This is a genomic window from Phenylobacterium sp. P4_E10, from assembly GCF_056401675.1.
Window position 1 is genome coordinate 223,126 of sequence record NZ_JBFUIW010000004.1, and the last position, 23,749, is coordinate 246,874.

The window sequence follows — 23,749 nt, forward strand, 5'->3', positions numbered from 1 at the left end:
CAGGATCTCCTCACGTCAATGGAGACAAGCGTGCGCCCTGGAGATATCCTGGTAAAGATATAACATTATCATGGTATAATGATCACCCAGATAAGCATGCAGACCGCGACGGACAGACGGCTTGGGAGTTATCTGAAGGATCGACGCGCCAAGCTGGATCCGGCGGCGTTCGGGTTTGCGACGGGCCGCCGGCGCACGCCGGGCCTGCGGCGCGAGGAGGTCGCTCAGCGGGCCAGCATCAGCCCCACCTGGTACACCTGGCTGGAGCAGGGACGTGGCGGCCCGCCCTCCGCTGACGTGTTGGACCGGCTGGCCCGGGCCCTGATGCTGACCGAACTGGAGCGCGAGCACCTCTTCCTGCTGGGCCTCGGCCGCCCGCCCGAGGCGCGCTACCGGAAGGATGAGGGCGTCACCCCGCGGCTGCATCGCGTCCTCGAAGCCCTGGAGCCCTGTCCCGCGCTCATTCGCACCGCCACTTGGGACGTGGTCGCGTGGAACCGGGCGGCGACGCTCCTTCTGAGCGACTATGGGGCGGTGGCGCCGCAGGAGCGCAACCTGTTGCGCCGTATCTTTCTCGATCCGCAGGTTCGCCAGGCCCACGACCACTGGGAGAGCGTGGCCCGGTTCGTCGTGAGCGCGTTCCGGGTGGACGCCGCGCGGGCCGGCGCGGCGGCCGAGGTGGAGCCGCTCGTCGACGAACTCTCCCGGCTGAGCCCCGAGTTCAGGGCGATGTGGGCAGAGAACGAGGTCCTCAGCCACGGCGAGGCGGTCAAGCAGATCCGCCACCCCGTCCTGGGCCGCATCGCCGTCGAGTACTCCACCTTCTCCGTGGATGGCCGCTCGGACCTCAGCCTGCTGGTCTACAATCCCACAAGCCGATCGGACGCCGAGAAGATCGCCGCGCTGCTGGGCATGGCGACCGCACCAAGCTGATGGTCCGCCTACATCCGGATGGGAATGCCCGCTCCTGGCGTTGCGCTGACTTTGGGCCTTCGTGTTCCAAACCTCCGCGAAGTCGAAATAAGAGCTGCGCCTACGTCAGCAAGGCGCCTTGCTTGGCGCCTCAGCGGGGGCTGACAACGATCCTGGGGATCGTCACCCATCCGCCGGCGTAAACGTCGTCGAGCCGTCCGGGTGGATGGTGCAGCCTGGATTGTAGGCCACCTCCCATCCGTGGCCGTCGAGGTCCACGAAGTAGCCCGAATATCCGCCCCAGACGGCATCTTCCGGCGGCTTCGACGTGGTCGCGCCGGCGGCGAGGGCTTGTGCGAATGTGGAGTCGACCACCTCGCGCGACGGCTCGTTGATCGCCACCGTGATGCCGGAGAACCTGCCGTCGATCGGCCGCTTGGCGTCCTTCTCCAGGTCGCCACGCCCAAACAGCGCCAGGCCCAGGCCCGGTAACTGGTAGAAGCAGACCTCCTCATTGGCGAAGCCTGGCGTCCAGCCCAGGCCCTGCTCGAAGAACACCCGGGAGCGTGCGAGGTCGTCGACCCCAAGGGTGATGAGCGACAATCTCTGGTCCAAATTGGCCTCCTTGCGTGCGCAAAGCTTAGCCTCTTGACGATGAGAACAAAACGAGAAATAAGAACACAACTAGAACATCCACAGTGAGGACGTCGCAGATGGTTCGCTTGGCTCGGGAATCGCTGGCCTTTGTATCGGTTGCAGGCTTTGTCTGGATGATGTGCGCGGTGGCCCAGTACGCCGCCTGATGTAGGAGGTGTCGGAGTGAGCGAAGCGGGGAACGAGGGTTTCGTCCACCTGCGGGTTCGCTCCGCCTATTCGCTCCTCGAAGGGGCGATCAAGGCCGAGCAGGTCAGCGGCCTGGCCAAGGCCGCGGACATGCCGGCGGTGGCCCTGACGGATCGGGCCAATCTCTACGGCGCCCTGGAATTCTCGGTCACCAGCAAGGATGCGGGCGTCCAGCCGATCGTCGGCTGCGCCCTGCCGGTCACCGGTATCGGTGGCGGCCAGAGCGAACGCTGGGCCAAGATCCCGACCATCGTGCTGCTGGCCCAGAGCGAGCAGGGCTACCTGAACCTCAGCGTGCTCTCGTCACTGTGCTATCTGGAATCCGACGGCTCGGAGGACGTTTCTGCGCCCTGGAGCAAGGTGATCGAGCACTCCGAGGGGCTGATCCTGCTCTCGGGCGGCGTCGACGGGCCGGTCGATCCGTTGCTGGCGCAGGGCAAGGTGGCCGAGGGCCAGGCTGCGCTGGCGGAAATGGCGCGGGTATTCGGCGACCGCTTCTATATCGAGCTGCAACGGCACGGCCTGCCGGCCCAGGCGGCGGCGGAGGGCGAACTGGTCGCCTATGCCTATGACCACGACATCCCGCTGGTCGCCACCAACGACGTCTATTTCGCCAAGCAGTCGATGTACGAGGCGCACGAGGCGCTGCTCTGCATCGCCGACGGCGCCTTCATCATGCAGGATGAGCGCCGGCGGGTGACTGCCGAGCATTGGTTCAAGCCGGCCGCCGACATGCGCGCGCTGTTCGCCGACCTGCCGGAAGCCTGCGACAACACCCTCGATATCGCCCGCCGCTGCGCCTTCATGGTCAAGAAGCGCGACCCGATCCTGCCGCGGTTCGACACCGACGGCGGCCGCTCGGAGGCCGACGAACTGGCCTACCAAGCCCGCGAAGGGCTGAAGTCGCGCATCGCGCTCGGCCAGGCCTCGGCCTTGCCGGTCGAGGAGTATGAGGCCCGGCTGGAGCGCGAGATCGGGGTCATCGCTCAGATGGGCTTCCCCGGCTACTTCCTGATCGTCGCCGACTTCATCAAGTGGGCCAAGGCGCACGACATTCCGGTCGGGCCGGGCCGGGGTTCAGGCGCCGGTTCGCTGGTCGCCTACGCCCTGACCATCACCGACCTCGACCCGCTGCGCTACGGCCTGCTGTTCGAGCGCTTCCTCAATCCGGAGCGGGTCTCGATGCCCGACTTCGATATCGACTTCTGCCAGGAGCGCCGCGAAGAGGTCATCAGCTACGTCCAGCAGCACTATGGGCGTGACCGGGTGGCGCAGATCATCACCTTCGGCACCCTGCAGGCGCGGGCCGTGCTGCGCGACGTCGGCCGGGTGCTGCAATTGCCGCTGGGCCTGGTCGACCGCCTGGCCAAGATGGTGCCGGCCAACCCCGCCAACCCGGTGACTTTGGCCAAGGCCATCGAGATCGAGCCGCGCCTGCGTCAGGCCCGCGACGATGACGAGGCGGTCAAGCAGTTGCTGGACACCGCGCTCCAACTCGAGGGGCTCTACCGCAACGCCTCGACTCACGCCGCCGGCGTGGTGATCGGCGACCGGCCGCTGACCGAGCTGACCCCGCTCTACCGCGATCCGCGGTCCGAGCTGCCCGCCACCCAGTTCAACATGAAGTGGGTCGAGAGCGCGGGCCTGGTGAAGTTCGACTTCCTCGGCTTGAAGACCCTGACCGTTATCGATCGGGCGCTGAAGTTCCTGGCCAAGCGCGGGGAGGTTGTCGATTTCGCCACCGTGGCGCTCGATGACGAGGCTGCTTACGAGGTGATGTCCAGCGGCGGCACCGTCGGGGTGTTCCAGCTGGAAGGGCAGGGGATGCGCGACACCCTGCGCCAGTTGCGGCCCGGCTCGATCGAGGACGTCACTGCCGTTGTCTCGCTCTACCGCCCTGGCCCGATGGACAACATCCCGGCCTTCATCGACTGCAAGTTCGGCCGCCGCGAGATCGACTATCTGCACCCGACCCTGGAGCCGGTGCTGAAGGAGACCTACGGCATCATCGTCTACCAGGAACAGGTGATGCAGATCGCCCAGATCCTGGCCGGCTACAGCCTCGGCGAAGCCGACCTGCTGCGCCGGGCGATGGGCAAGAAGAAGAAGGAGGAGATGGACCTCCAGCGGGCCCGGTTTGTCACCGGTGCGGAGGCCAAGGGCGTGCCGGCCGAACAGGCGGGCTCGATCTTCGACCTGGTCGACAAGTTCGCCGGCTATGGCTTCAACAAGAGCCACGCGGCCGCCTACGCCTATGTCTCCTACCAAACGGCCTGGCTGAAGGCGAACGCGCCGGTGGAGTTCTTCGCGGCTTCGATGAGCCTCGATATCTCCAACACCGACAAGCTGGCGGTGTTCTACCAGGACGCCAAGCGCTTCAACGTCAAGGTCCGCAGCCCGGACGTGAACCGCAGCGCCGCCGACTTCGAGGTCGAGAACGGCGAGGTGCTCTATGCGCTCGGCGGCATCCGCAACGTCGGCCTGCAGGCCATGCAGCACGTGGTGACGGTGAGGGCCGAGGGCGGGCCGTTCCGCGACATTTTCGATTTCGTCGAGCGGGTGGACCCCAAGCAGGTCAACAAGCGGGCCTTCGAGACCCTGGCCCGGGCCGGCGCCTTCGACACCATCCATCCAGACCGCGCCCAACTGGCGGCGGCCGCCGACGTGCTGGTCGGCTATGGCCAGACCATCGCGGCCGATCGCGCCTCCTCGCAGGGCTCGCTGTTCGGCGGCGATCAGGTCGAAGCTCAGCGACCGCGCCTGCCCAAGGCCGAGCCGTGGACGCCGGTGCAGCGCCTGGACGAGGAACTGGCCGCGGTCGGCTTCTATCTGTCGGGCCACCCGCTGGACGACATGGTCACGGCGCTGCGCCGGCGGCGCACCGATCTGCTGGCCGACGTGATCCCCAAGGCCGAAGCCGGGGCCGAAGCCTTCCGCATGGCAGGGGTCGTGCGCCGCAAACAGGAGCGGGCCTCGCAGTCGAGCGGCGAGAAGTTCGCCTTCGTGACCCTTTCTGACCCGACCGGCGAGTACGAGGTGCTGTTCCCGCCGGAAGCGCTGCGCAAGTGCCGCGACCTGCTCGAGCCCGGCAAGGCCGTGGCGCTCAAGGTCCGGGCCAAGGCCCGCGACGGTGAGGTGCGGTTCTTCGGCGACGACGCCGAGCCTGTGGATAAGGCTGTGGAAAACGCGGTGGCCGGCCTGCGTGTGCACCTGGCTCCGCGCAGCGCCGAGATCGAGGCCCTGAAGAAGCGGCTGGAGAACGTCTCCAATCCGCGCGGGGGCGAGATCGTGCTGATCGCCGGCATCGAGCGTGGCCGCGAGGTGGAGTTGAAGCTGCCGGGCCGCTTCACCCTCGACGCCTCGGTGCGCGGCGCGCTGAAGACCTCCCCCGGCGTGGTCTTCGTCGAGGACATCTAGCCAGGCTGAACCTAGTCATCCGCGCGAGCGGCAGGCCGGCTCAGCGCAGGTCGACGTAGCCCTTGGGCTTGGCGGGCTTGGGATAGGAATCCAGGCCGCCGCGCTCGGAATAGACCGACTTGGGTTTGTAGGGCTTGAACATGTCGGGTTGCGCCATGGTCGGCGCCTCAGGCGCCGATGGGAACTTCGGGGCAGGATTGGATTGCGTGTGCCTGGACGTTGTCGGCGGGGCATAGAATGACGGCGGCTTGTAGGGAGCCGGCGTGGAGGTGGGCAGTGATCTTCCTGACCACTGCGCGAACGGCCCCGGTTTCGGCTTCATGGGCTGGGCGCCTGCCTGGCCTGCAAGCAATGACAGTCCCAGCGCGACTGCTACGATAGATTTCATGATCGCCCCCAGATTGCGACCATAAGCTGAGCGATAACGAGGTTCGGCGCAAGGGGGCGGCAGGGCGCAGCGCGTTCCAGGCTTGCATTTTCCGACGTCAGCGCCTATTTGCCCGCCTCATTCCACACGCAGGTGTTTGGCGATGTGCGGGGAGACATCCCGCCGTACCCATTCCGGTCCTCCATCTGGAGGGTTTGCCTGCGGCGGTTAACCGGAAAAAGGACGAAAAGCCGATGGCGCTTCCTGAATTCTCCATGCGTCAGCTCCTGGAAGCTGGCGCCCACTTCGGTCACCAGACTCACCGCTGGAACCCGAAGATGGACCGTTACATCTTCGGTTCGCGGTCGAACATCCACATCATTGACCTGTCGCAGAGCATTCCGCTGCTGCACCAGGCCCTGGTGAAGGTGCGCGAAGTCGCCGCTTCGGGCGGCCGCGTGCTGTTCGTCGGCACCAAGCGCCAGGCCTCCGAGCCGGTCGCCACCGCCGCCAAGCGCAGCGCCCAATACTACGTGAACCACCGTTGGCTGGGCGGCACGCTCACCAACTGGCGCACCGTTTCGGGCTCGATCGCGCGTCTGCGCGAGCTGGAAGGCATGCTGGAAGGCGAAGGTCAGGGCCGCAGCAAGAAAGAGCTGCTGCAGATGACCCGCGAGCGCGACAAGCTCGAGCTGAGCCTGGGCGGCATCAAGGACATGGGCGGCATTCCCGACCTGATGTTCGTGATCGACACCAACAAGGAAGCGATCGCGATCCAGGAAGCCCGCAAGCTGAACATCCCGGTCATCGCCATCCTCGACACCAACTGCGATCCGGACGGCATCACCTATCCGATCCCCGGCAACGATGACGCGGCGCGCGCCATTCAGCTGTACTGCGACCTGCTGGCCGACGCCGTCCTCGACGGCCTGGCTGCTGGCCAGTCGGCCGCCGGCGTCGACCTCGGCGCTTCGGTCGCCCCGATCGAACCGACCCTGGCCCGAGAGCTTACGCCGGAGCCCGAAGCGGCGCCGGCCGTCGAGGCCCCTGCCGCCGAGGCTCCGGCCGCGGACCAGGAACAAGCCGGCTAAGACGTCGCTCCGACGTCTTTTCCAGCTTGACGAAAAACGATCATGGCCGGGCCCTATCAGGGTCCGGTCAAACCCATTCTGAATGATAAGGAGCTGACCATGGCGGAGATCACCGCTGCGCTGGTCAAGGACCTGCGCGAGAAGTCCGGCGCTGGCATGATGGACTGCAAGAAGGCCTTGCAGGAAAACAACGGCGACATGGAAGCCGCGGTCGACTGGCTGCGCACCAAGGGCCTGAGCAAGGCCGCCAAGAAGTCCGACCGCGCCGCGGCCGAAGGCCTGGTGGCTGGTAAGCTGAGCGACGACGGCAAGACCGGCGTGCTGGTCGAGCTGAACGCCGAGACCGACTTCGTGTCGAAGAACGAGCTGTTCCAGAACGCCGCTCGTGACTTTGCGACCGTCGGTCTGGAGATCGAAGGCGTTGACGCCATCACCGCGGCCAAGACGGCCAAGGGCGAAGTCGTCAGCGACGTGATCACCAACCTGATCGCGACCATCGGCGAGAACATGCGCCTGCGTCGCTCGGCCCGCCTGTCGGTGAGCCAAGGCGCCGTGGCCCTCTACCTGCACAATGCGCAGGGCGAAGGCGTCGGCCGTCTGGGCGTGCTCGTGGCTCTGGAAGGCGCTGGCGACCAAGCCGTGCTGAAGGAAGTCGGCCGCAAGATCGCACTGCACGTGGCCGGCACCCCGACCCCGCCGCTGGCGCTGAACGAGGGCGACCTCGACCCGGCCGCCGTCGAGAAGGAAAAGAAGTTCCTGACCGACCAGGCTCTGGAATCGGGCAAGCCGGTGGCCGTCGTCGAAAAGATGATCGAAGGCCGGATCCGCAAGTGGCAGGAAGAAGTGGTTCTGCTGAAGCAGCCCTTCGTCATGAACCCGGATCAGACCATCGAGCAGCTGATCGCCGAGACCGCCAAGGAAACCGGTTCGCCGGTGGCCGTGAAGGCTTTCGTGCGTTTCGCCCTCGGCGAAGGCGTGGAGAAGAAGCAGGACGACTTCGCCGCGGAAGTGGCGTCGATGACCGGCCAAGCCTGATCCGACCCGGATTGAGCCTTTAAAGGGGCGCCGTGCGTTCGACGCGCACGGCGCCCTTGGTTTATGTAGTAACAGCCAGATTCTCGACGGAACCCGCCGATGCCCCCAGTCACGCCCCGCTACAAGAAGATCCTCTTGAAGATGTCGGGCGAGGTCCTGATGGGCGACTCGCTCTTCGGCATCGACACCAAAACGATCGAAGCGGTGGCCGAGGACATCAAGGAAGTGGTGGAGCACGGGATCGAGCTCTGCCTGGTGATCGGCGGCGGCAACATCTTCCGCGGCGTGTCGCTGGCTGGCAAAGGCATGGATCGCGCCAACGCCGACTACATGGGCATGCTGGCCACCGTGATGAACGCCTTGGCGCTGCAAGGCGCGCTTGAGAAGATCGGCGTCTACACCCGCGTGCAGTCGGCGATCCCGATGGAAGCGGTCTGCGAGCCCTACATCCGTCGTCGGGCGCTGCGGCACCTGGAGAAGGGTAGGGTGGTCATTTTCGCCGCCGGCCTGGGCGCGCCATTCTTCACCACCGACACGCCGGCGGCGCTGCGCACGGCCGAGATGGGCTGCGACGCGCTCTTCAAGGGCACGAGCGTGGACGGCGTCTACACTGCCGACCCGAAGAAGGATCCGAGCGCCCAGCGCTACGAGACCCTGAGCTATCAGGAAGTGCTGGCCAAGGACCTACGCGTCATGGACGCCTCCGCCATCGCCCTGATGCGTGACAACCAGATCCCGATCGTGGTCTTTTCCATCCGCGAGCGGGGCAACTTCTTCAAAGTGCTGAAGGGCCAGGGCGTCTTCACGACCATCGCCTGACCTTTCGCTAAGCGTTACACGAGAAATCTGGGAGAAATTCCTATGGCTGCTACGGAAAAGCCGGTTCTGGCGAGGTACCGGGATCGCATGGACAAGGCGATCTCCGCCCTGAAGGACGAGTTCGCCAGCCTGCGCACCGGTCGCGCCTCGGCCAGCCTGCTCGATCAGGTCATGGTCGAAGCCTACGGTTCGACGGTGCCGATCAACCAGGTGGGCGCGGTCAGCGTGCCCGAGCCGCGTTCGATCAGCGTCAGCATCTGGGACCGCGGCCTGGTGGTCTCGGTGGAGAAGGCGATCCGCAATTCCGGCCTGGGGCTGAACCCGGTCGTTGACGGTCAGAGCCTGCGCGTGCCGATTCCGCCGCTCACCGAAGAGCGCCGTAAGGACCTCGCCAAGCTGGCCGGCAAGTATGCCGAGCAGCAGAAGGTCGCGATCCGCAACGTCCGCCGCGACGCCAACGACGACCTGAAGAAGGCCGAGAAGGACAGCGTGATCACTCAGGACGAACTGCACCGCATGGAAGGCGACGTGCAGAAGTTCACCGATGAGGCGATCAAGCGCGTCGACGAAGCCTTGAAAACCAAAGAACAAGAGATCATGCAGATTTAGTCCGCCGATCTTTCGGTCAAGGACCCCGGGAACCTCATGGCGACGATCGATCAAGAGCAGCCTGCGGCGCACGCGCCTCTGCACGTGGCGATCGTCATGGACGGCAATGGCCGCTGGGCGAAGCGCAGGGGCCTGCCGCGCCAGGTCGGGCACCCGAAGGGCGTGGACGCCATCCGCCGCGTGGTCGAGGCCGCGCCGGACCAGGGGATCCGCTATCTGACGCTCTACGCCTTTTCGACCGAGAACTGGCGGCGGCCGGCCGGTGAAGTGGCCGAGGTCATGCGGCTGCTGAAGCTCTACGTGAACTCTGATCTCGACAAGCTGGCCCGCGAGGGCGTGAAGGTGCGCATTCTGGGCCGCCGCGCAGGCCTGCCCGCCGACGTGGCCGAGATCGTCGAACGCGCCGAGCGCCAGACCGCGCACAACGACAAGTTCTTCCTGCAGGTCGCTTTCAACTACGGTGGCCGCGCCGACATCATCGATGCGGCGCGGGCGTTGGCGGCCGAGGCCGTCGCTGGCGCGATTGCGCCGGAGGACATCACCGAGGATCTGCTGCAGTCGCGGCTGTCCACCGGCGGCATTCCCGACCCTGACCTGGTGATCCGCACCAGCGGCGAGCAGCGGCTGTCGAACTTCCTGCTCTGGGAGACGGCTTATTCCGAGTTCGTCTTCCAGGACGTGCTCTGGCCGGACTACGACGCCGAGCACCTGCGTATCGCCATCGAAGAATTCAAGAAGCGCGAGCGGCGCTACGGCGGCGCCGTGGCCGATGATGTCCTTGCCGCCGGCTAGACGTTTCGATTGGTCCAATCTGGGCGTGCGCGTCGCCTCGGCCACGGTCCTGGTGCCGGCGGTGCTGGGCGCGGTGTGGTTCGCCGACCTGCCGGGCCTGCGCTGGCTGTTCCTGGTCCTGATCGCCGTGGCCGTGGCCTTGCTGGCCATTGAGTGGGGGGCGATGACCGCCCCGAACGCCCCGGTCCGCGTCTCCACCGCCCTGACGGTGGCGATCCTCGCGGCGGCATTTCTGGCCTTCCAGGGTCACATGGCGCTCGCCTGGGGCGCTGTCGCTCTCGGCGCCGCCGCCGCCGCGCTGGTGGCGCGGGGCGTCGCTGAGCGGCCGACCAACGCCGCGTTCGGGGTCATCTACCTGGCGATTCCGGTCGTCTGCATCGTCTGGCTCCGCGGGATGCCGGAGGGGCGCCAGTGGACGGTCCTGCTGTTCGCGGTCGCCTGGGCGGCCGACATCGCCGCCTTCGCGGTCGGAAGCGCCCTCAAGGGGCCCAAGCTGTGGCCGCAGTTCTCGCCCAACAAGACCTGGTCCGGTTTCATCGGCGGGCTGGTGGCCGCCGCCGCGGCCGGAGCCGCCATGGCCGCCTTCAGCGCCATCGTCCTGAGCATCCAGGCCGGTGCGCTGATCGGCTTCGTCGGAGGGCTGGCGACCATGGGCGGCGACCTCTGGGAGTCGCGCCTCAAACGCCGCTTCGGAGTAAAGGATTCGGGCGATCTGATCCCCGGCCATGGCGGTCTGCTTGATCGGGTCGATGGATTAATGTTCGCAACAGTCGTACTTGCGGGCGCTCGTCTGATAAACCATTGGGGATGGGCTCATTGACCCTGCCACGCCGCGTCAGCGTTCTCGGCTCCACCGGCTCTGTCGGCGTCTCGACCCTCGATCTGCTGGACAAGGCTGGGGCCGAGGTCGAGGTCATGGCGCTGACCGCCGGGCGCAACGTCGCGCGTCTGTCCGAGCAGGCCCTTCGCTGGCGGCCGAGACTGGCGGTCATCGAGGATGAAACTAAGCTCCCGGAACTGCGCGCGCGGTTGAACGGCTCGGGCATCGAGACCGCCGCGGGCCACGCGGCCGTGGTGGAGGCTGCGGCGGGCGAAGCCCAATGGGTGATGTCCTCCATCGTCGGTTTCGCCGGTCTCGCGCCGACGCTGGCGGCGGCGAAGGCTGGGGCCGTCATCGGCCTGGCCAACAAGGAAAGCCTGGTCTGTGCAGGCCCTCCGTTGCTTCGCACGGCCAAGCTGGCGGGCGGGGCGGTGATCCCGGTCGATTCAGAGCATTCGGCGATCTTCCAGGTGCTCGACCCGATGAACGCGCAGCGGGTGGATCGCCTGATCCTGACCTCGTCGGGCGGCCCGTTCCGCACCTGGTCGGCCGAGCAGATGGCGCACGCCACGCCGGAGCAGGCGGTGGCCCACCCCAACTTCAGCATGGGCGCCAAGATCTCCGTCGACTCGGCGACCATGATGAACAAAGGGCTTGAGATCATCGAGGCGGCCTACCTGTTTGGCATGACCGACGAGCGGGTCGACGTGCTGATCCACCATCAGCAGATCATCCACAGCCTCGTGGAGTACGCCGACGGATCCACGCTGGCCCAGCTGGGGCCGCCGGATATGCGCACGCCCATCGCTTGCGCCTTCGCATGGCCTGACCGACTGCCCTGGCCCGCGCCGCGTCTCGACCTTGCGGCCATCGGGAAATTGACCTTCGAAGAACCCGACCTGCGCCGCTTTCCCGCCTTGAAGATCGCCAAAGAAGCTTTGGCGGCCGGTGGGGTCGCGCCTGCGGTGATGAACGCCGCCAATGAGGTCGCCGTGGCCGCGTTCCTTGACCGCAGGATTGGCTTTCTGGATATTGCCGCGACGGTGGCTGAGACCCTCGAACGTGTCGAGACTCAGGGCCTTGTCGCGGGGGCGGCGAATGGCGACACGCTTGAGAATGCCCGGAATACCGATGCGGCGGCGCGCCGCGTCGCCGGTGACGTCGTCAGCGGCCTAGGCCGCTAGGTCCGGAGGAGTAAATCGCCGTGCTCGATTTCGCGCTCACCGCCCTGACCTTCGTCATTCCGTTCGCGCTTGTCCTCGGGCTGGTGGTGACGATCCACGAGCTCGGCCACTTCCTGGCCGCCAAGATGTTCGGCGTCGCCATCGACCGGTTCTCCATCGGCTTTGGCAAGGCGATCGCGGCCTGGACCGACAAGTCCGGCGTCGAGTGGCGCGTGGGTTGGATCCCGCTGGGCGGCTACGTGCGCTTCACCGGCGACGAGAACGCCTCGAGCGTGCCCGACCACGAAGACCTCGAGACCATGCGCCGCACGATCGAGCGCCGCGAAGGCGCCGAGGCGGTCAGCCGCTACTTCCATTTCAAGCCGCTGTGGCAGCGCGCGATCGTCGTGGCTGCCGGCCCGATGGCGAACTTCGTGCTGGCGGTGGCGCTGTTCGCATCGCTGCTGCTGGCGTTCGGTCAGTACGTCCTGCCGCCGCGGATCGCCTCCGTGGCCGCGGGCAGCCCGGCCGAGCGCGCCGGCTTCCGGCCCGGCGACCTGATCGTCGAGGCCGACGGCCGCAGAATTACCGGCTTCGACCAGGTGGCCGAGGTCGTCCAGGTGCGCGCGAACGTCCCGACCCAGTTCGTGATCGAGCGCGGCGGCAGCAAGGTCGAGATCACCGCCACGCCCGAATGGGTCGAGCGCACCGACTCCCTGGCGGGCAAGCGCCGCCAAGGCATGCTGGGCCTGACTCCGGCCCAGACCGCCCGCGACTTCATCCACGTTCGCTACAATCCGCTCCAGGCGCTGTCGGGGGGTGTCGATCGCACCTGGCGCACGCTGGAGACCACGGTTTACTACCTCGGCCGCATGGTGACAGGGCAGGTTTCGCCCGACCAACTCAGCGGACCCCTGGGAATCGCGCGAATCTCGGGCAAGGTGGCGCAGGCGGGGGCGGAAGGCGCGCCGGATGTCGCGGGGATGATCCTCGGCTCCAGCGTCAATCTGCTTCAGCTCGCCGCGTTCGTTTCGGTTAGCATCGGCTTCATGAACCTCCTCCCTATCCCTGTGCTGGATGGGGGCCACCTGCTGTTCTACGCCTATGAGGCGGTAGCGCGGCGTCCACTCGCGGCCAAGGTTCAGGCGGCGGGCTACCGGGTGGGGCTTGCGCTGCTGTTGGGATTGATGTTGTTCGCCACCTGGAACGATCTGCAGCAACTGCGTGTGTTCAAAATCCTCGGCGGCGTCTTCTCCTGAGCCTGCCCCCATTTCCTTTGACGGCTGATACGATGCAAAGACCTCGCGCTCGCCGCGCCGCGCTAGCCTCCGGCCTCGCCCTGTTGATGGGGTCGACTGCGCTCGTCGTGCCAGGCGTCGTCCTGGCCCAGGAGCAGGCGACTCCGCCGCAGCCGCAACCTGATCCGCAGGCCGCCATCGGCCAGCAGTCGGGCGTGGTTCAGCGGATCATCGTCCGCGGCAACGAGCGGATCGAGCAATCGACGATCCTCTCCTACCTGCCGATCCAGCCGGGCGAGACGCTCGACGCGGCCAAGGCCGACCTGGCGCTGAAGACCCTGTTCCGCACCGACCTGTTCGCCGACGTGAAGGTCGACCTGCAAGGGTCGGACATGATCGTCACGGTCGTCGAGAATCCGATCATCAACAAGGTGGTGTTCGAGGGGAACTCGGGCCTGAAGGAAGACAAGCTGCGCGATGAAGTGACCGTGCGCCCGCGCGGCATCTTCACCCGCGCCAAGGTCCAGCAGGACGTCCAGCGCATCGTCGAACTCTATCGTCGCTCGGGCCGCATTTCCGCGACCGTGACGCCGAAGATCGTCGAACTGCCCCAGAAGCGCGTCGACCTGATCTTCGAGATCAGCGAGGGCCCCAAGAGCGGCGTTCTGCGGGTCAACTTCCTCGGCAACCAGGAGTTCTCGGACAACGACCTGCGCGACGTGGTCGTGACCGAGCAGACCACCTGGTACAAATTCTTCTCGACCAACGCGAACTACGACCCGGACCGCCTTGAGTACGACAAGGAGCAGCTGCGCAAGCACTACCGCAACCGCGGCTTCTACGATTTCCGTGTCATCTCATCGATCGCCGAGCTGGCGCCCGACAAGAACGGCTTCGTGATCACCTACACCCTCGACGAGGGCAAGGAGTACCGGTTCGGCAAGATCTCGGTCGAGACCGAGCTGCAGAAGCTGGACAAGGACGTGCTCCAGCAACTGGTGCCGATCCGCAGCGGCGAGATCTATCAAGACGAACGCATCGAAGCGGCGACCGACTCGCTGACCTTCGCCGCCGGCGCCGCGGGCTTCGCGGCGGTGGATGTGCGTCCGCGCTACACGCCCAACCGTGAGACCGGCCTGGTCGACGTGGTGTTCCAGGTCCGGGAAGGACCGCGCGTCTACGTCGAGCGCATCGACGTGACCGGCAACACCCGCACCTTGGACTACGTCATCCGCCGCGAGCTGAACCTCGTGGAAGGCGACGCCTACAACCGCGCCCTGGTCGATCGTTCGCGCAACAACATCCGCGCGCTTGGCTTCTTCAAGGACGTGACCATCGAGGAAACGCCCGGATCGGCGCCCGACCGCACCAACTTGCAGGTGCAGGTCGAGGAACAGCCCACCGGCGAGCTCTCCTTCAGCGCCGGCTACTCGTCGGTCGATCAGCTGATCCTCGACCTCGGCGTCACCGAACGGAACTTCCGCGGCCGCGGCCAGAGCGTGCGCGCCCGCGTCTCCGTCGGCTCGCTGCGCCAGCAGATCGACTTCGGCTTCACCGAGCCGCGGTTCATGGGCCGCGACCTGGGCGCCGGCGTCGACCTCTATTCCTACCGCTACGACCTGACCGAGTACTCGGCCTATAAGACGGTCACGGTGGGCGGCAACCTCCGCATGGCGTTCCCGCTGACCGTCAACTCGCGGATGTCGACGCGCTACACCCTGCGGCAGGAAGACGTGCAGATCGACGACGGCTACTGCGATCCCGCGGCCCCGCTCGTCTCGCTGTCGCTCTGCGATCAGCGCGGCAAGTATCTGACCTCGTTGATCGGCTACACCTACCTGTTCGATCGTCGGAACGATCCGATCAATCCGACCCGCGGCTTCCGCTTCGATGTCAGCCAGGACCTGGCCGGCCTCGGCGGCGACGTGAATTACATCAGCACCGAGATGACCGGGGGCTGGTACCACGGCTTCAACAAGGACTTCATTCTCAGCGTCACCGGCCAGGGCGGTTATATCGCCGGCTGGAGCGGCGATACGGTGCGGGTCAACAGCCGCTTCTACAAGGGCGGCAACAACTTCCGCGGCTTCGAGACCGCTGGTATCGGCCCGCGCGACACCAATTTCGGCCGTTCGGACGCCCTGGGCGGCCGGGCTTACGCCATCGGTTCTGCGGAGCTGACCATCCCGACCGGCCTGCCTGAGCAGTACGGCATCAAGGCCGCGCTGTTCACCGATGTCGGCACCCTCGGCCTGCTGGACGACAAGGACAAGCTGCGGGCCGACGGCACCGTCGATCCGCTGATCTTCGACGACCTCTCCCTGCGCGCTACGGCTGGTCTGTCGATCTTCTGGCGCTCGCCGATGGGCCCCATCCGATTCGACTTCAGCCAAGTTTTGGCCAAAGAAGACTACGACAAGACCGAAACCTTCCGGTTCTCAACCTCAACCAGGTTCTAGAAACTCCCCAAATGTCGATCAAATCCATCGTTGCGGCGACTTGTGTCGCCGCCGTCACCGTTTCCGCATCGAGCGCCGCCTTCGCCCAGGCTGCGGCGCCGGCCGCCGCCTCGGCGCCTGCGGTTACTCATGGCCCGGCCCTGCCGGGCGTGTGCGTCATTTCTCTGGAAGGCGCCATCGCGACCTCCACTGTCGGCAAGTACGTGCAGACCCGCCTGCAGCAGATCGCTACCCAGGTCCAAGCCGAGCTGAAGGGTGAAGAAGCCGCCCTGCAGGCCGAAGCCAAGACCCTGGAAAGCCAACGCGCCAGCCTCGACCAAAAGACCTTCGAGGCCCGCGCCAACGCTCTGCAGACCAAGGCCGGTGCGTTCCAGCGCAAGGCCCAGATCCGCGAGCGTGAAATGCAAGCGACGCAGCAGAAGGCTCTCGGCCGCGTTGGCCAGGAGCTCGACCCGATCCTGCGTCAGGTCTACCAGCAGCGTCAGTGCAGCCTGCTGCTGAACCGCGACGCCGTGGTCATCGCCAACCCGGCCATGGACATCAGCCAGCCGGTTGTCACGGCGCTCAACGCCAAGATCCAGCAGTTCACGTTCGATCGCGAGCGTCTGGACCAGGCGGCGGCTCCGGCCCAAAAGTAGGCGCGACTCGCCTTAGACGTGGGTCGAGCCAAGGATAGCCATGCCCGACCCCCGATTTTTTGAAGACCTTGGCCCTGTCACGCTTGCCGACCTGGCGAGCCTGACAGGCGCCGAACTCGCCGCCGCGGACCAGGGACGGACCCAGGTTCGCGGCGTCGCCGTCCTGGCCAGCGCCCAGGCCGACACCATCACCTTCCTGACCGACAAGAAGCACGCCGCCGAGCTGGCTGTGACCAAAGCCGTGGCTGTGTTCATTACGCCGCGCGACCGCGAGCTGGCGCCGGCTGGCTGTGCGGCGTTGGTGACACCGACCCCCCAGGCCGCCTATGCCGCGGCGGCGAACCGCCTGCACCGTCCGCGCCGCCATGAAGGCCCCGCGGCAGTCTCTCCGGACGCGGTGCTGGAGGAGGGCGTCCATCTCGCCCCTGGCGTCGTTGTCGGGCCCGGCGCGCGGATCGGCGCAGGTACGGAAATCGGCGCAAACACCGTCATCGGCCCTGGCGTGGCCATCGGCCGTGACTGCACGATCGGAGCGAATGTCACGCTTGGCTTCGCCCTGCTCGGCGATCGCGTGCGAATCCTGGCCGGGGCCGTGATCGGCGAGCCCGGCTTCGGCGCGGCCGGCGGCGCGACCGGCGTGGTCGACGTTCCCCAGCTTGGCCGGGTTATCATGCAGGATGGCGTCACCGTCGGCGCCAACACCTGCATCGACCGCGGAGCGTTCGACGACACCGTGATCGGCGAGAACACCAAGATCGACAACCTGGTGCAGATCGCCCACAACGTCCGTGTGGGACGGAACTGCGTCATGGCCGCTCACACAGGCATTTCCGGCAGCGTCGTGATCGGCGACGGGGCGGCCTTCGGCGGTCGCGCAGGCGTCGCCGACCACGTGAACATCGGAGATCGCGCCCAGGTGGCCGCCGCTGCGGGGGTGTTTCGCGACATTCCGGCCGGCGAAACCTGGGGCGGCGTGCCCGGACAACCAATTCGCCGCTGGATGCGGGAGGTGGCGTGGCTATCTCGCGCCTCCAGCCGCAAGGGAACTGACCAATGAGCACTGAGGCGACCGAGAGCGACATCTCGATCGACATCGGCGAGATCCTCCAACGGATCCCACATCGCTATCCGTTCTTGCTGGTCGACCGCGCTGAACAGTACCGGGCCAATGAGTCGATCATCGGCATCAAGTGCGTGACGATCAACGAGCCGTTCTTCCAGGGGCACTTCCCCGACTATGCGGTGATGCCTGGTGTTCTGATCGTCGAAGCCATGGCCCAGACCGGCGCGGTGCTGATGTCCAAGACCCTGAACGTCGATCGCGAAGGCAAGACCATCCTCTTCACCTCGGTCGACAACTGCCGCTTCCGGCAGCCAGTGCGGCCGGGCGACGTTCTACGAATGCATGTGCGCGTGGTGCGCGTGCGTGGGGGCCTGTTCAAGTTCGAAGGCAAGGCCATGGTCGGCGACAAGACCGCTGCTGAAGCGGAATTCGCGGCCATGCTGGTGGAGACCCCATGAGCATCGAAGTCCATCCCAGCTCGGTCGTCGACCCGAAGGCGCAACTGGCCGACGGCGTCGTCATTGGCCCCTTCTGCACGGTCGGTCCGAACGTGAAGCTTGGTGCGCGCACCAAGCTGTTCTCGCACGTCGTCGTCGATGGGGCGACCGAGGTCGGCGAGGACAACGCCATCTACCCGTTCGTGATGCTGGGCGGCCCGCCGCAGCACACGGCCTACAAGGGCGAACTGACCCAACTGATCATCGGCGATCGCAACCAGATCCGCGAACACGCCACGATGAACACCGGAACGGTCGGCGGCGGCGGCGTCACCAGGGTCGGGTCCGATGGCCTCTACATGATCGAGAGCCATGTCGGTCATGACTGCGTGGTCGGCGACCAGGTGATCCTGACCAAGCAGGCGACCCTGGGCGGGCACTGCGAGATCGCCGACTTCGTGATCGTCGGCGGGCTGGCCGCGGTCCACCAGCGCACGCGCGTCGGCCGCCACGCCATGATCGGCGGGCTCGCCGCCGTCGTGAAGGACGTCATTCCCTACGGTTCGGTGTGGGGCAATCATGCCCACCTTGAGGGGCTGAATCTGCTGGGCCTGAAGCGCCGCGGATTCAGCCGCGAGACCATCAACACCATGCGTGCGGCCTATCGGATGTTGTTCGCCGACGAGGGCACCTTCCAGGAGCGCCTGGACGACACCGTCGAAACCTACTCCGACAGCCCGGAGGTGATGGAGATCGTCGACTTCATCCGGGCCGACGCCAGCCGTCCGCTCTGCCTGCCGGAGCGGGAGGTCTAGGGCATGCAGAAGCTCGGCCTGATCGCTGGCGGCGGGAACCTCCCGGTCGAGATCGCGCAGCACTGCGAGCGCGCTGGCCGGCCGTTCTTCATCGTCCGTCTCAAGGGTTTTTCCGGCCCGGACATCGCCCGCTATCCGGGCGCGGACATCGGGCTGGCCGAGCTCGGCAAGTGCTTCAAGGCGCTCAAGCGCGCCGGCTGCAAGGCCGTGACCCTGGTGGGCACGGTCGATCGCCCAGACTTCAAGTCCCTGGCGCCCGACCTGCGCGGCCTGATGGCCCTGCCGGGCGTCATCGCCGCCGCGCGCAAGGGCGACGACGCGTTGCTGCGCCAGCTGCTCGGGGAATTCGAAAAAGAAGGCTTCGCCGTCGAGGGCGCGCACGAGGTGATGGGCGACCTGACCATCTCCGCGGGGCCCCTGGGCCGCATCTCGCCGACGCCCGATCAGATGGCTGACGTCGAGCGCGCGCTGCAGGTGGCGCGGGCCATCGGCGAGCTGGACGTGGGGCAGGGCGCCGTCGTCTGCGAAGGCCTGGTCCTGGCGGTCGAGGCGCAGGAAGGCACCGACGCCATGCTGCGTCGGGTCGCCGAGCTGCCGCGCAATATCCGCGGAACGACGGAAGCGCTTCGCGGCGTGCTGGCCAAGGCTCCCAAGCCGATCCAGGAGACTCGCATCGACCTGCCGACCATTGGCCTCAACACCATTCAGCGCGCCGCCCAGGCCGGTCTGGCCGGTGTCGCGGGCGAGGTTGGCCGGTTGCTGGTGCTGGACCGCGAGGCCGTGATCGAACTGGCCGATGAGCTTGGTCTGTTCATCGTGGGCGTGGAGCCGCCCGCTCAGCCGTGAGCAAGCCGCTCTGCGTCATGCTGGTGGCCGCCGAGGCCTCGGGCGACGACCGGGGCGCCGGCCTGGCCAAGGCGCTGCGGGCGCGGCTGGGCGATGGGGTCCGCTTTGTGGGCGTCGGCGGAGAGAAGATGGCCGCCGAGGGCGTCCACAGTCCCTTCGACATCGCCGAGCTCTCGATCCTGGGCCTGCTTGAAGGCTTGATGGCCTATCGCAAGGTGGTCGCCCGCGTCGAGGACACGGTCGCCCTGGCGCAGCGCGAGAAGCCCGATGTGGTCATCCTGATCGACTCCTGGGGCTTCACTCTTCGCGTCGCCCAGCGGCTGCGCAAGCTCGACCCCAAACTGCCGCTGATCAAGTACGTCGCCCCGCAGGTCTGGGCGACGCGGCCTGGCCGGGCCAAGACCCTGGCCGCAGCCGTGGACCACCTGCTGTCGATCCACGTGTTCGACGCGCCCTATTTCGAGGCCGAGGGCCTGCCGGTGACCTTCGTTGGCAATTCGGCCCTGAGCGTGGATTTCTCAAGGGCCGACGGCGGCCGACTTCGTTCCCAGCTTGGCGTGCCGCAGACCGCGCCCCTGCTGCTTGTCTTGCCGGGCAGCCGGCCTGGCGAGATCAGCCGCATCCTGCCGTCCTTCGCCGAAGCCGTTGGCATCCTGAAGGCTCAGCGCCCCGATCTGGCCGTGGTGATCCCGGCCGCGCCAACGGTGGCGGTGGCGGTCAAAACCCAGGCCTCAAGCTGGGCGCACGTCGTCGAGGGGGAGGGAGCCAAGCTCGACTCCATGAAGGCCGCCACGGTGGCCCTGGCCTGCTCGGGCACGGTCACCACCGAACTGGCGCTGGCCGGCGTGCCGATGGTGATCGGCTATCGGCTGGGCTCGCTCACCCACGCCATTCTCAAGCGGCTGATCCGCACGCCCTACATCACCCTCTTCAACATCGCGGCCAAGGCGTTTGTCGCGCCTGAGTTGGTTCAGGACGACTGCAACGGTCCGGCCCTGGCGCGCGAGGTGGGCAAGCGGCTCGACGATCCCGAGCTTCGCCGGACCCAGGTCGCGGCGCAGTCGGCCGCGCTCCTGGAGATGGGGCGCGGCGGCCCCGATCCATCCGAAGCAGCCGCCGATGCGGTGCTCAAGGTGCTCGCAGACCGTAGTTAGATCGCGGGCGTGCGGATGAAGTGCTCTTCGATGTTGGGCGACACCGCCACCACGTGAAGATCGACCACCCTGTGCTCGCCGGCTTCCATGCCGAGTTGCGCCAACGCTGGTGCGAACCGGTTCTGGAGGTAGGCGTCGATGTGCGCCTGGCTTTCCCAGATGTCGATGATGTGGGCGCCCTCCGCATCGAACGAGGCCATGTGCAGCAGGCACCCGGCCGGCGGCCCGTTGTCCCAGTCGATCACTTTGCGGGCGGCTTCGTACATGTCCTGAGTAACGTCGAGGGCGTCGTAACTGACCATGAGCGCCATGGGCGTGCTCCTGTCATTCGCGTCGGGCCTTCTGCCCGGTCGCCGCACCATACGAGCATTGTGGTCCTGCGCAACGATGGCGCGTGGCGTGGCCCAAAAGAAAGCCCCGCCCGGCGATGCCGGGCGGGGCTCCTTGTCTCGGTGCTGATCGAGCGGCTTAGCGCTTGTCGACCGACATGTAGTCGCGTTGCGGCGCGCCGGTGTAAATCTGGCGCGGACGGCCGATCTTCTGCGACGGATCCTCGATCATTTCCTTCCACTGGCTGATCCAGCCCACGGTGCGGGCCAGGGCGAACAGCACGGTGAACATCTCCGGCGGGAAGCCGAGGGCGCGCAGGGTGATGCCCGAGTAGAAGTCGACGTTCGGATAGAGCTTGCGCTCGATGAAGTACGGATCGCTCAGGGCGACCTTTTCGAGCTCCATGGCGACCTTCAGCAGCGGGTCGTCCTGGTGGCCGACTTCGGCCAGCACTTCATGGCAGGTCTTCTGCATGACCGTCGCGCGCGGGTCGTAGTTCTTGTAGACCCGGTGGCCGAAGCCCATCAGGCGATAGCGGCGGTCCTTCACGCCCTGGACGTACTCGGGGATGCGATCGACGGTGCCGATCTCCTTGAGCATGTTCAGTGCTTCTTCGTTGGCGCCGCCATGGCTGGGGCCCCAGAGGCAGGCGATGCCGGCCGCGATGCAGGCGAACGGATTGGCGCCCGACGAACCGGCCAGGCGGACGGTCGAGGTCGAGGCGTTCTGTTCGTGGTCCGCATGCAGGATGAAGATGCGGTCCATGGCGCGGGTCAGCACCGGGTTCGGCTTCCAGTCCTCGGCCGGGACCGAGAAGCACATGCGCAGGAAGTTTTCCGAGTAGGACAGGTCGTTGCGCGGATGCACGAAGGGCTGGCCGCGGAAGTACTTGAACGCGCGGGCGGCGATCGTCGGCATCTTGGCGATCAGCCGGTGCGACGAGATCATCCGTTGTTCCGGATCATCGACGTTGGTGCTGTCGTGATAGAAGGCCGACAGCGCGCCGACGGCGCCGACCATGATCGCCATCGGGTGAGCGTCCCGACGGAAGCCCATGAAGAACCTATCGAACTGCTCGTGCAGCATCGTGTGATAGGTGATGTTGTGTTCGAAGGTCTCGAATTCCTTGGCGTTCGGCAGGTCGCCGTTCAGCAGGAGATAGCAGACCTCGAGGAAGCTCGACTTCTCGGCCAGTTGGTCGATCGGGTAGCCGCGGTGCAGCAGGATGCCCTTATCGCCGTCGATGAAGGTGATCTTGCTCTCGCAGCTCGCAGTCGACGTGAAGCCGGGGTCGTACGTGAAGACATCGGCTTCGGCGTAGAGTTTTCGGATGTCGACGACGGCGGGGCCGTCCGTCCCTTTGAGGATCGGCAGCTCAACCGACTTGCCGTCGAAACTCACCTTAGCCGTGTCGCCCATGCCATTCCTTCCAAGTGCGAGAAGTTAAACGCCCGTTTCGACGTGCCTTATAGCGCCTTATGCGGGCTGTGAAAGCGCATCGTCGAGGCGCCCCAAACTTTCCTGTTTCCCAAGGCTCACAAGGGCTCCGGCCAGGTCCGGCGCCGGGGAGCCCCCGGAGAGGACGCCACGTAAGGCTGGGCCGAACTTGCCGAGCCCGACGCCTTCGCCTTCGGCGAAGCTGCGCAGGGCCGCCTCGAGGGTGGGAACATCCCAGGCCGCTTGCTCCGTCAGAGCCGCGCGCAGGCGCGAAAGGCGCGCACGGGTCTCATCGGTCAGCAGGCCCTTGGCCTTGTCCGGAAGCTCCAGCGGGCGGCGCTTAAGGGCGAACACCGTGGCGTCGGCCAACTCCAGCATGGTCTTGGCGCCGTCCCGGACCAGCGGGATCGTCCGCTCGATGATCGACTCGTCGCCATCGTGCAGATGGAAGTCGCGGCTCTTGTGGACACCGACCACCAGCTTGGCGAGCCGGGCCGGGTCCGCCTGACGCAGATAGTGGTTGTTCAGGTGGTTGAGCTTGTCCCAGTCCAGGCGGGCGGGGGCGCCGACCACGTCCTTGACGTCGAACCAGCTGATCGCCTGCTCGTCGCTGAAGATCTCGTCGTCGCCATGGCCCCAGCCAAGCTTGGCCAGGTAGTTGCGCATCGCTTCGGGCAGGTAGCCCATGTCGTCGAACTCGCTGACGGCCTGAGCGCCGTGGCGTTTCGACAGCTTTGCGCCGTCCGGCCCATGAATCAGCGGCAGGTGAGCCCAGACGGGAACTTCCCAGCCCATCGCCTGATAAATCAGGGTCTGACGGGCGGCGTTGTTGAGGTGGTCATCGCCGCGGATGACGTGGGTGATGCCCATGTCGTGGTCGTCCACGACGACCGCCAGGTTGTAGGTCGGCGTGCCGTCCGAACGCAGCAGGATCAGGTCGTCCAGGGTCTTGTTCTGGAACGTGACCTGACCCTTGACCATGTCGCCGATCACGGTCTCGCCCTCGAGCGGGCTCTTCAGGCGGACGACGAAGGGCTGGCCCTCGTCGTAGTTGCCGGCGCCGCGGTCGCGCCAGGGCGAACGGATCACCCGGCCCTCGGCCCGAGCGGCTTCACGTTCGATTTCCAGCTCTTCGGCGGTCATGTAGCAGCGATATGCGCCGCCGCGGGCCAGCATCTCATCGACTACCGCCCGGTGGCGATCAGCGCGGGCGAATTGGAACACCGGCTCGGCGTCCGGCTTCAGGCCTAGCCAGTCGAGACCTTCGAAGATCACCTGCACGGCCGCCTCGGTCGAGCGCTCGCGATCGGTGTCCTCGATGCGCAGCAGGAACTGGCCGCCGGTATGTTTCGCGTAAAGCCAGTTGAAAAGCGCCGTCCGGGCCGTGCCAATGTGCATCGAGCCGGTGGGCGAGGGGGCGATCCTGGTGACGACGGGACGGTCGGACATCGAAATGGAGGCTGC

Annotated in this window: 22 protein-coding genes; 18 read left to right on the forward strand and 4 right to left on the reverse strand. The window is 66.4% G+C overall.

Going from position 1 to position 23,749, the window contains the following annotated elements:
* Positions 1 to 96: 96 nt before the first annotated feature.
* Positions 97 to 933 carry a helix-turn-helix transcriptional regulator gene (locus tag AC1DQJ_RS06790; RefSeq protein ID WP_477601535.1) on the forward strand — a complete coding sequence of 279 codons (837 nt, stop codon included), beginning with the start codon at positions 97 to 99 and terminating at the stop codon, positions 931 to 933.
* 162 nt (positions 934 to 1,095) lie between these two features.
* Here the strand turns inward: AC1DQJ_RS06790 and AC1DQJ_RS06795 are convergent, their stop codons facing one another.
* Entirely contained in the window at positions 1,096 to 1,527 is a 432-nt protein-coding gene (locus tag AC1DQJ_RS06795) for a VOC family protein (protein ID WP_477601537.1), read from the reverse strand.
* 98 nt (positions 1,528 to 1,625) lie between these two features.
* Here AC1DQJ_RS06795 and sidA point away from each other — a divergent pair, with 98 nt between their 5' ends.
* The 17 genes from sidA (at position 1,626) to lpxB (ending at position 20,518) form a co-directional block, all read left to right on the forward strand.
* A complete protein-coding gene (sidA, locus tag AC1DQJ_RS06800) occupies positions 1,626 to 1,715 on the forward strand; it encodes a cell division inhibitor SidA (RefSeq protein WP_183770094.1) in 90 nt (29 codons plus the stop codon).
* A 16-nt stretch (positions 1,716 to 1,731) separates the two neighbouring features.
* Positions 1,732 to 5,172: a DNA polymerase III subunit alpha gene (dnaE, locus tag AC1DQJ_RS06805; protein WP_477601540.1), complete on the forward strand. Its 3,441-nt coding sequence runs from the start codon at positions 1,732 to 1,734 to the stop codon at positions 5,170 to 5,172.
* A 621-nt stretch (positions 5,173 to 5,793) separates the two neighbouring features.
* Positions 5,794 to 6,630, forward strand: coding sequence for a 30S ribosomal protein S2 (rpsB, locus tag AC1DQJ_RS06810; RefSeq protein ID WP_477601542.1), 837 nt, complete (start codon positions 5,794 to 5,796; stop codon positions 6,628 to 6,630).
* Positions 6,631 to 6,729: 99 nt separating this feature from the next.
* Positions 6,730 to 7,665, forward strand: a complete 936-nt coding sequence (tsf, locus tag AC1DQJ_RS06815; RefSeq protein ID WP_477601544.1) for a translation elongation factor Ts — start codon at positions 6,730 to 6,732, stop codon at positions 7,663 to 7,665.
* 99 nt (positions 7,666 to 7,764) lie between these two features.
* Positions 7,765 to 8,484, forward strand: a complete 720-nt coding sequence (pyrH, locus tag AC1DQJ_RS06820; protein WP_477601546.1) for a UMP kinase — start codon at positions 7,765 to 7,767, stop codon at positions 8,482 to 8,484.
* A 42-nt stretch (positions 8,485 to 8,526) separates the two neighbouring features.
* The gene (gene frr, locus AC1DQJ_RS06825) at positions 8,527 to 9,093 is read left to right on the forward strand and encodes a ribosome recycling factor (protein ID WP_477601548.1); all 567 of its coding nucleotides are present in this window, start codon (positions 8,527 to 8,529) and stop codon (positions 9,091 to 9,093) included.
* Positions 9,094 to 9,129: 36 nt separating this feature from the next.
* Entirely contained in the window at positions 9,130 to 9,885 is a 756-nt protein-coding gene (locus tag AC1DQJ_RS06830; protein WP_477601550.1) for an isoprenyl transferase, read from the forward strand.
* Positions 9,863 to 10,705: a phosphatidate cytidylyltransferase gene (locus tag AC1DQJ_RS06835; protein ID WP_477601552.1), complete on the forward strand. Its 843-nt coding sequence runs from the start codon at positions 9,863 to 9,865 to the stop codon at positions 10,703 to 10,705. The genes AC1DQJ_RS06830 and AC1DQJ_RS06835 overlap by 23 nt, the downstream gene beginning before the upstream one ends.
* A complete protein-coding gene (dxr, locus tag AC1DQJ_RS06840; RefSeq protein WP_477601554.1) occupies positions 10,693 to 11,889 on the forward strand; it encodes a 1-deoxy-D-xylulose-5-phosphate reductoisomerase in 1,197 nt (398 codons plus the stop codon). The genes AC1DQJ_RS06835 and dxr overlap by 13 nt, the downstream gene beginning before the upstream one ends.
* Positions 11,890 to 11,909: 20 nt before the next feature.
* On the forward strand, positions 11,910 to 13,127 hold the full coding sequence (gene rseP / locus AC1DQJ_RS06845; RefSeq protein ID WP_477601556.1) for an RIP metalloprotease RseP: 1,218 nt from the start codon (positions 11,910 to 11,912) through the stop codon (positions 13,125 to 13,127).
* 32 nt (positions 13,128 to 13,159) lie between these two features.
* Positions 13,160 to 15,565: an outer membrane protein assembly factor BamA gene (bamA, locus tag AC1DQJ_RS06850; RefSeq protein ID WP_477601558.1), complete on the forward strand. Its 2,406-nt coding sequence runs from the start codon at positions 13,160 to 13,162 to the stop codon at positions 15,563 to 15,565.
* Between the two features lie 11 nt (positions 15,566 to 15,576).
* Positions 15,577 to 16,203, forward strand: a complete 627-nt coding sequence (locus AC1DQJ_RS06855) for an OmpH/Skp family outer membrane protein (RefSeq protein ID WP_477601560.1) — start codon at positions 15,577 to 15,579, stop codon at positions 16,201 to 16,203.
* 40 nt (positions 16,204 to 16,243) lie between these two features.
* Positions 16,244 to 17,260 carry a UDP-3-O-(3-hydroxymyristoyl)glucosamine N-acyltransferase gene (gene lpxD / locus AC1DQJ_RS06860; RefSeq protein ID WP_477601562.1) on the forward strand — a complete coding sequence of 339 codons (1,017 nt, stop codon included), beginning with the start codon at positions 16,244 to 16,246 and terminating at the stop codon, positions 17,258 to 17,260.
* The gene (fabZ, locus tag AC1DQJ_RS06865) at positions 17,257 to 17,724 is read left to right on the forward strand and encodes a 3-hydroxyacyl-ACP dehydratase FabZ (protein ID WP_477601564.1); all 468 of its coding nucleotides are present in this window, start codon (positions 17,257 to 17,259) and stop codon (positions 17,722 to 17,724) included. Before lpxD ends, fabZ begins: the two co-directional genes overlap by 4 nt.
* Positions 17,721 to 18,518: an acyl-ACP--UDP-N-acetylglucosamine O-acyltransferase gene (gene lpxA / locus AC1DQJ_RS06870; protein WP_477601566.1), complete on the forward strand. Its 798-nt coding sequence runs from the start codon at positions 17,721 to 17,723 to the stop codon at positions 18,516 to 18,518. Before fabZ ends, lpxA begins: the two co-directional genes overlap by 4 nt.
* 3 nt (positions 18,519 to 18,521) lie before the next feature.
* Positions 18,522 to 19,364, forward strand: coding sequence for a UDP-2,3-diacylglucosamine diphosphatase (gene lpxI, locus AC1DQJ_RS06875; protein ID WP_477601568.1), 843 nt, complete (start codon positions 18,522 to 18,524; stop codon positions 19,362 to 19,364).
* Positions 19,361 to 20,518 (forward strand): lipid-A-disaccharide synthase, encoded by a 1,158-nt coding sequence (gene lpxB, locus AC1DQJ_RS06880; RefSeq protein ID WP_477601570.1) that lies wholly within the window; start codon positions 19,361 to 19,363, stop codon positions 20,516 to 20,518. The genes lpxI and lpxB overlap by 4 nt, the downstream gene beginning before the upstream one ends.
* Here lpxB and AC1DQJ_RS06885 read toward each other — a convergent pair.
* The 3 genes from AC1DQJ_RS06885 to gltX form a co-directional block, all read right to left on the reverse strand.
* Positions 20,515 to 20,829: a hypothetical protein gene (locus tag AC1DQJ_RS06885; protein WP_477601572.1), complete on the reverse strand. Its 315-nt coding sequence runs from the start codon at positions 20,827 to 20,829 to the stop codon at positions 20,515 to 20,517. The genes lpxB and AC1DQJ_RS06885 overlap by 4 nt on opposite strands.
* Before the next feature lie 157 nt (positions 20,830 to 20,986).
* On the reverse strand, positions 20,987 to 22,267 hold the full coding sequence (gene gltA / locus AC1DQJ_RS06890) for a citrate synthase (protein WP_477601574.1): 1,281 nt from the start codon (positions 22,265 to 22,267) through the stop codon (positions 20,987 to 20,989).
* Positions 22,268 to 22,324: 57 nt separating this feature from the next.
* Positions 22,325 to 23,734, reverse strand: coding sequence for a glutamate--tRNA ligase (gene gltX / locus AC1DQJ_RS06895; protein ID WP_477601576.1), 1,410 nt, complete (start codon positions 23,732 to 23,734; stop codon positions 22,325 to 22,327).
* Positions 23,735 to 23,749 lie beyond the last annotated feature (15 nt).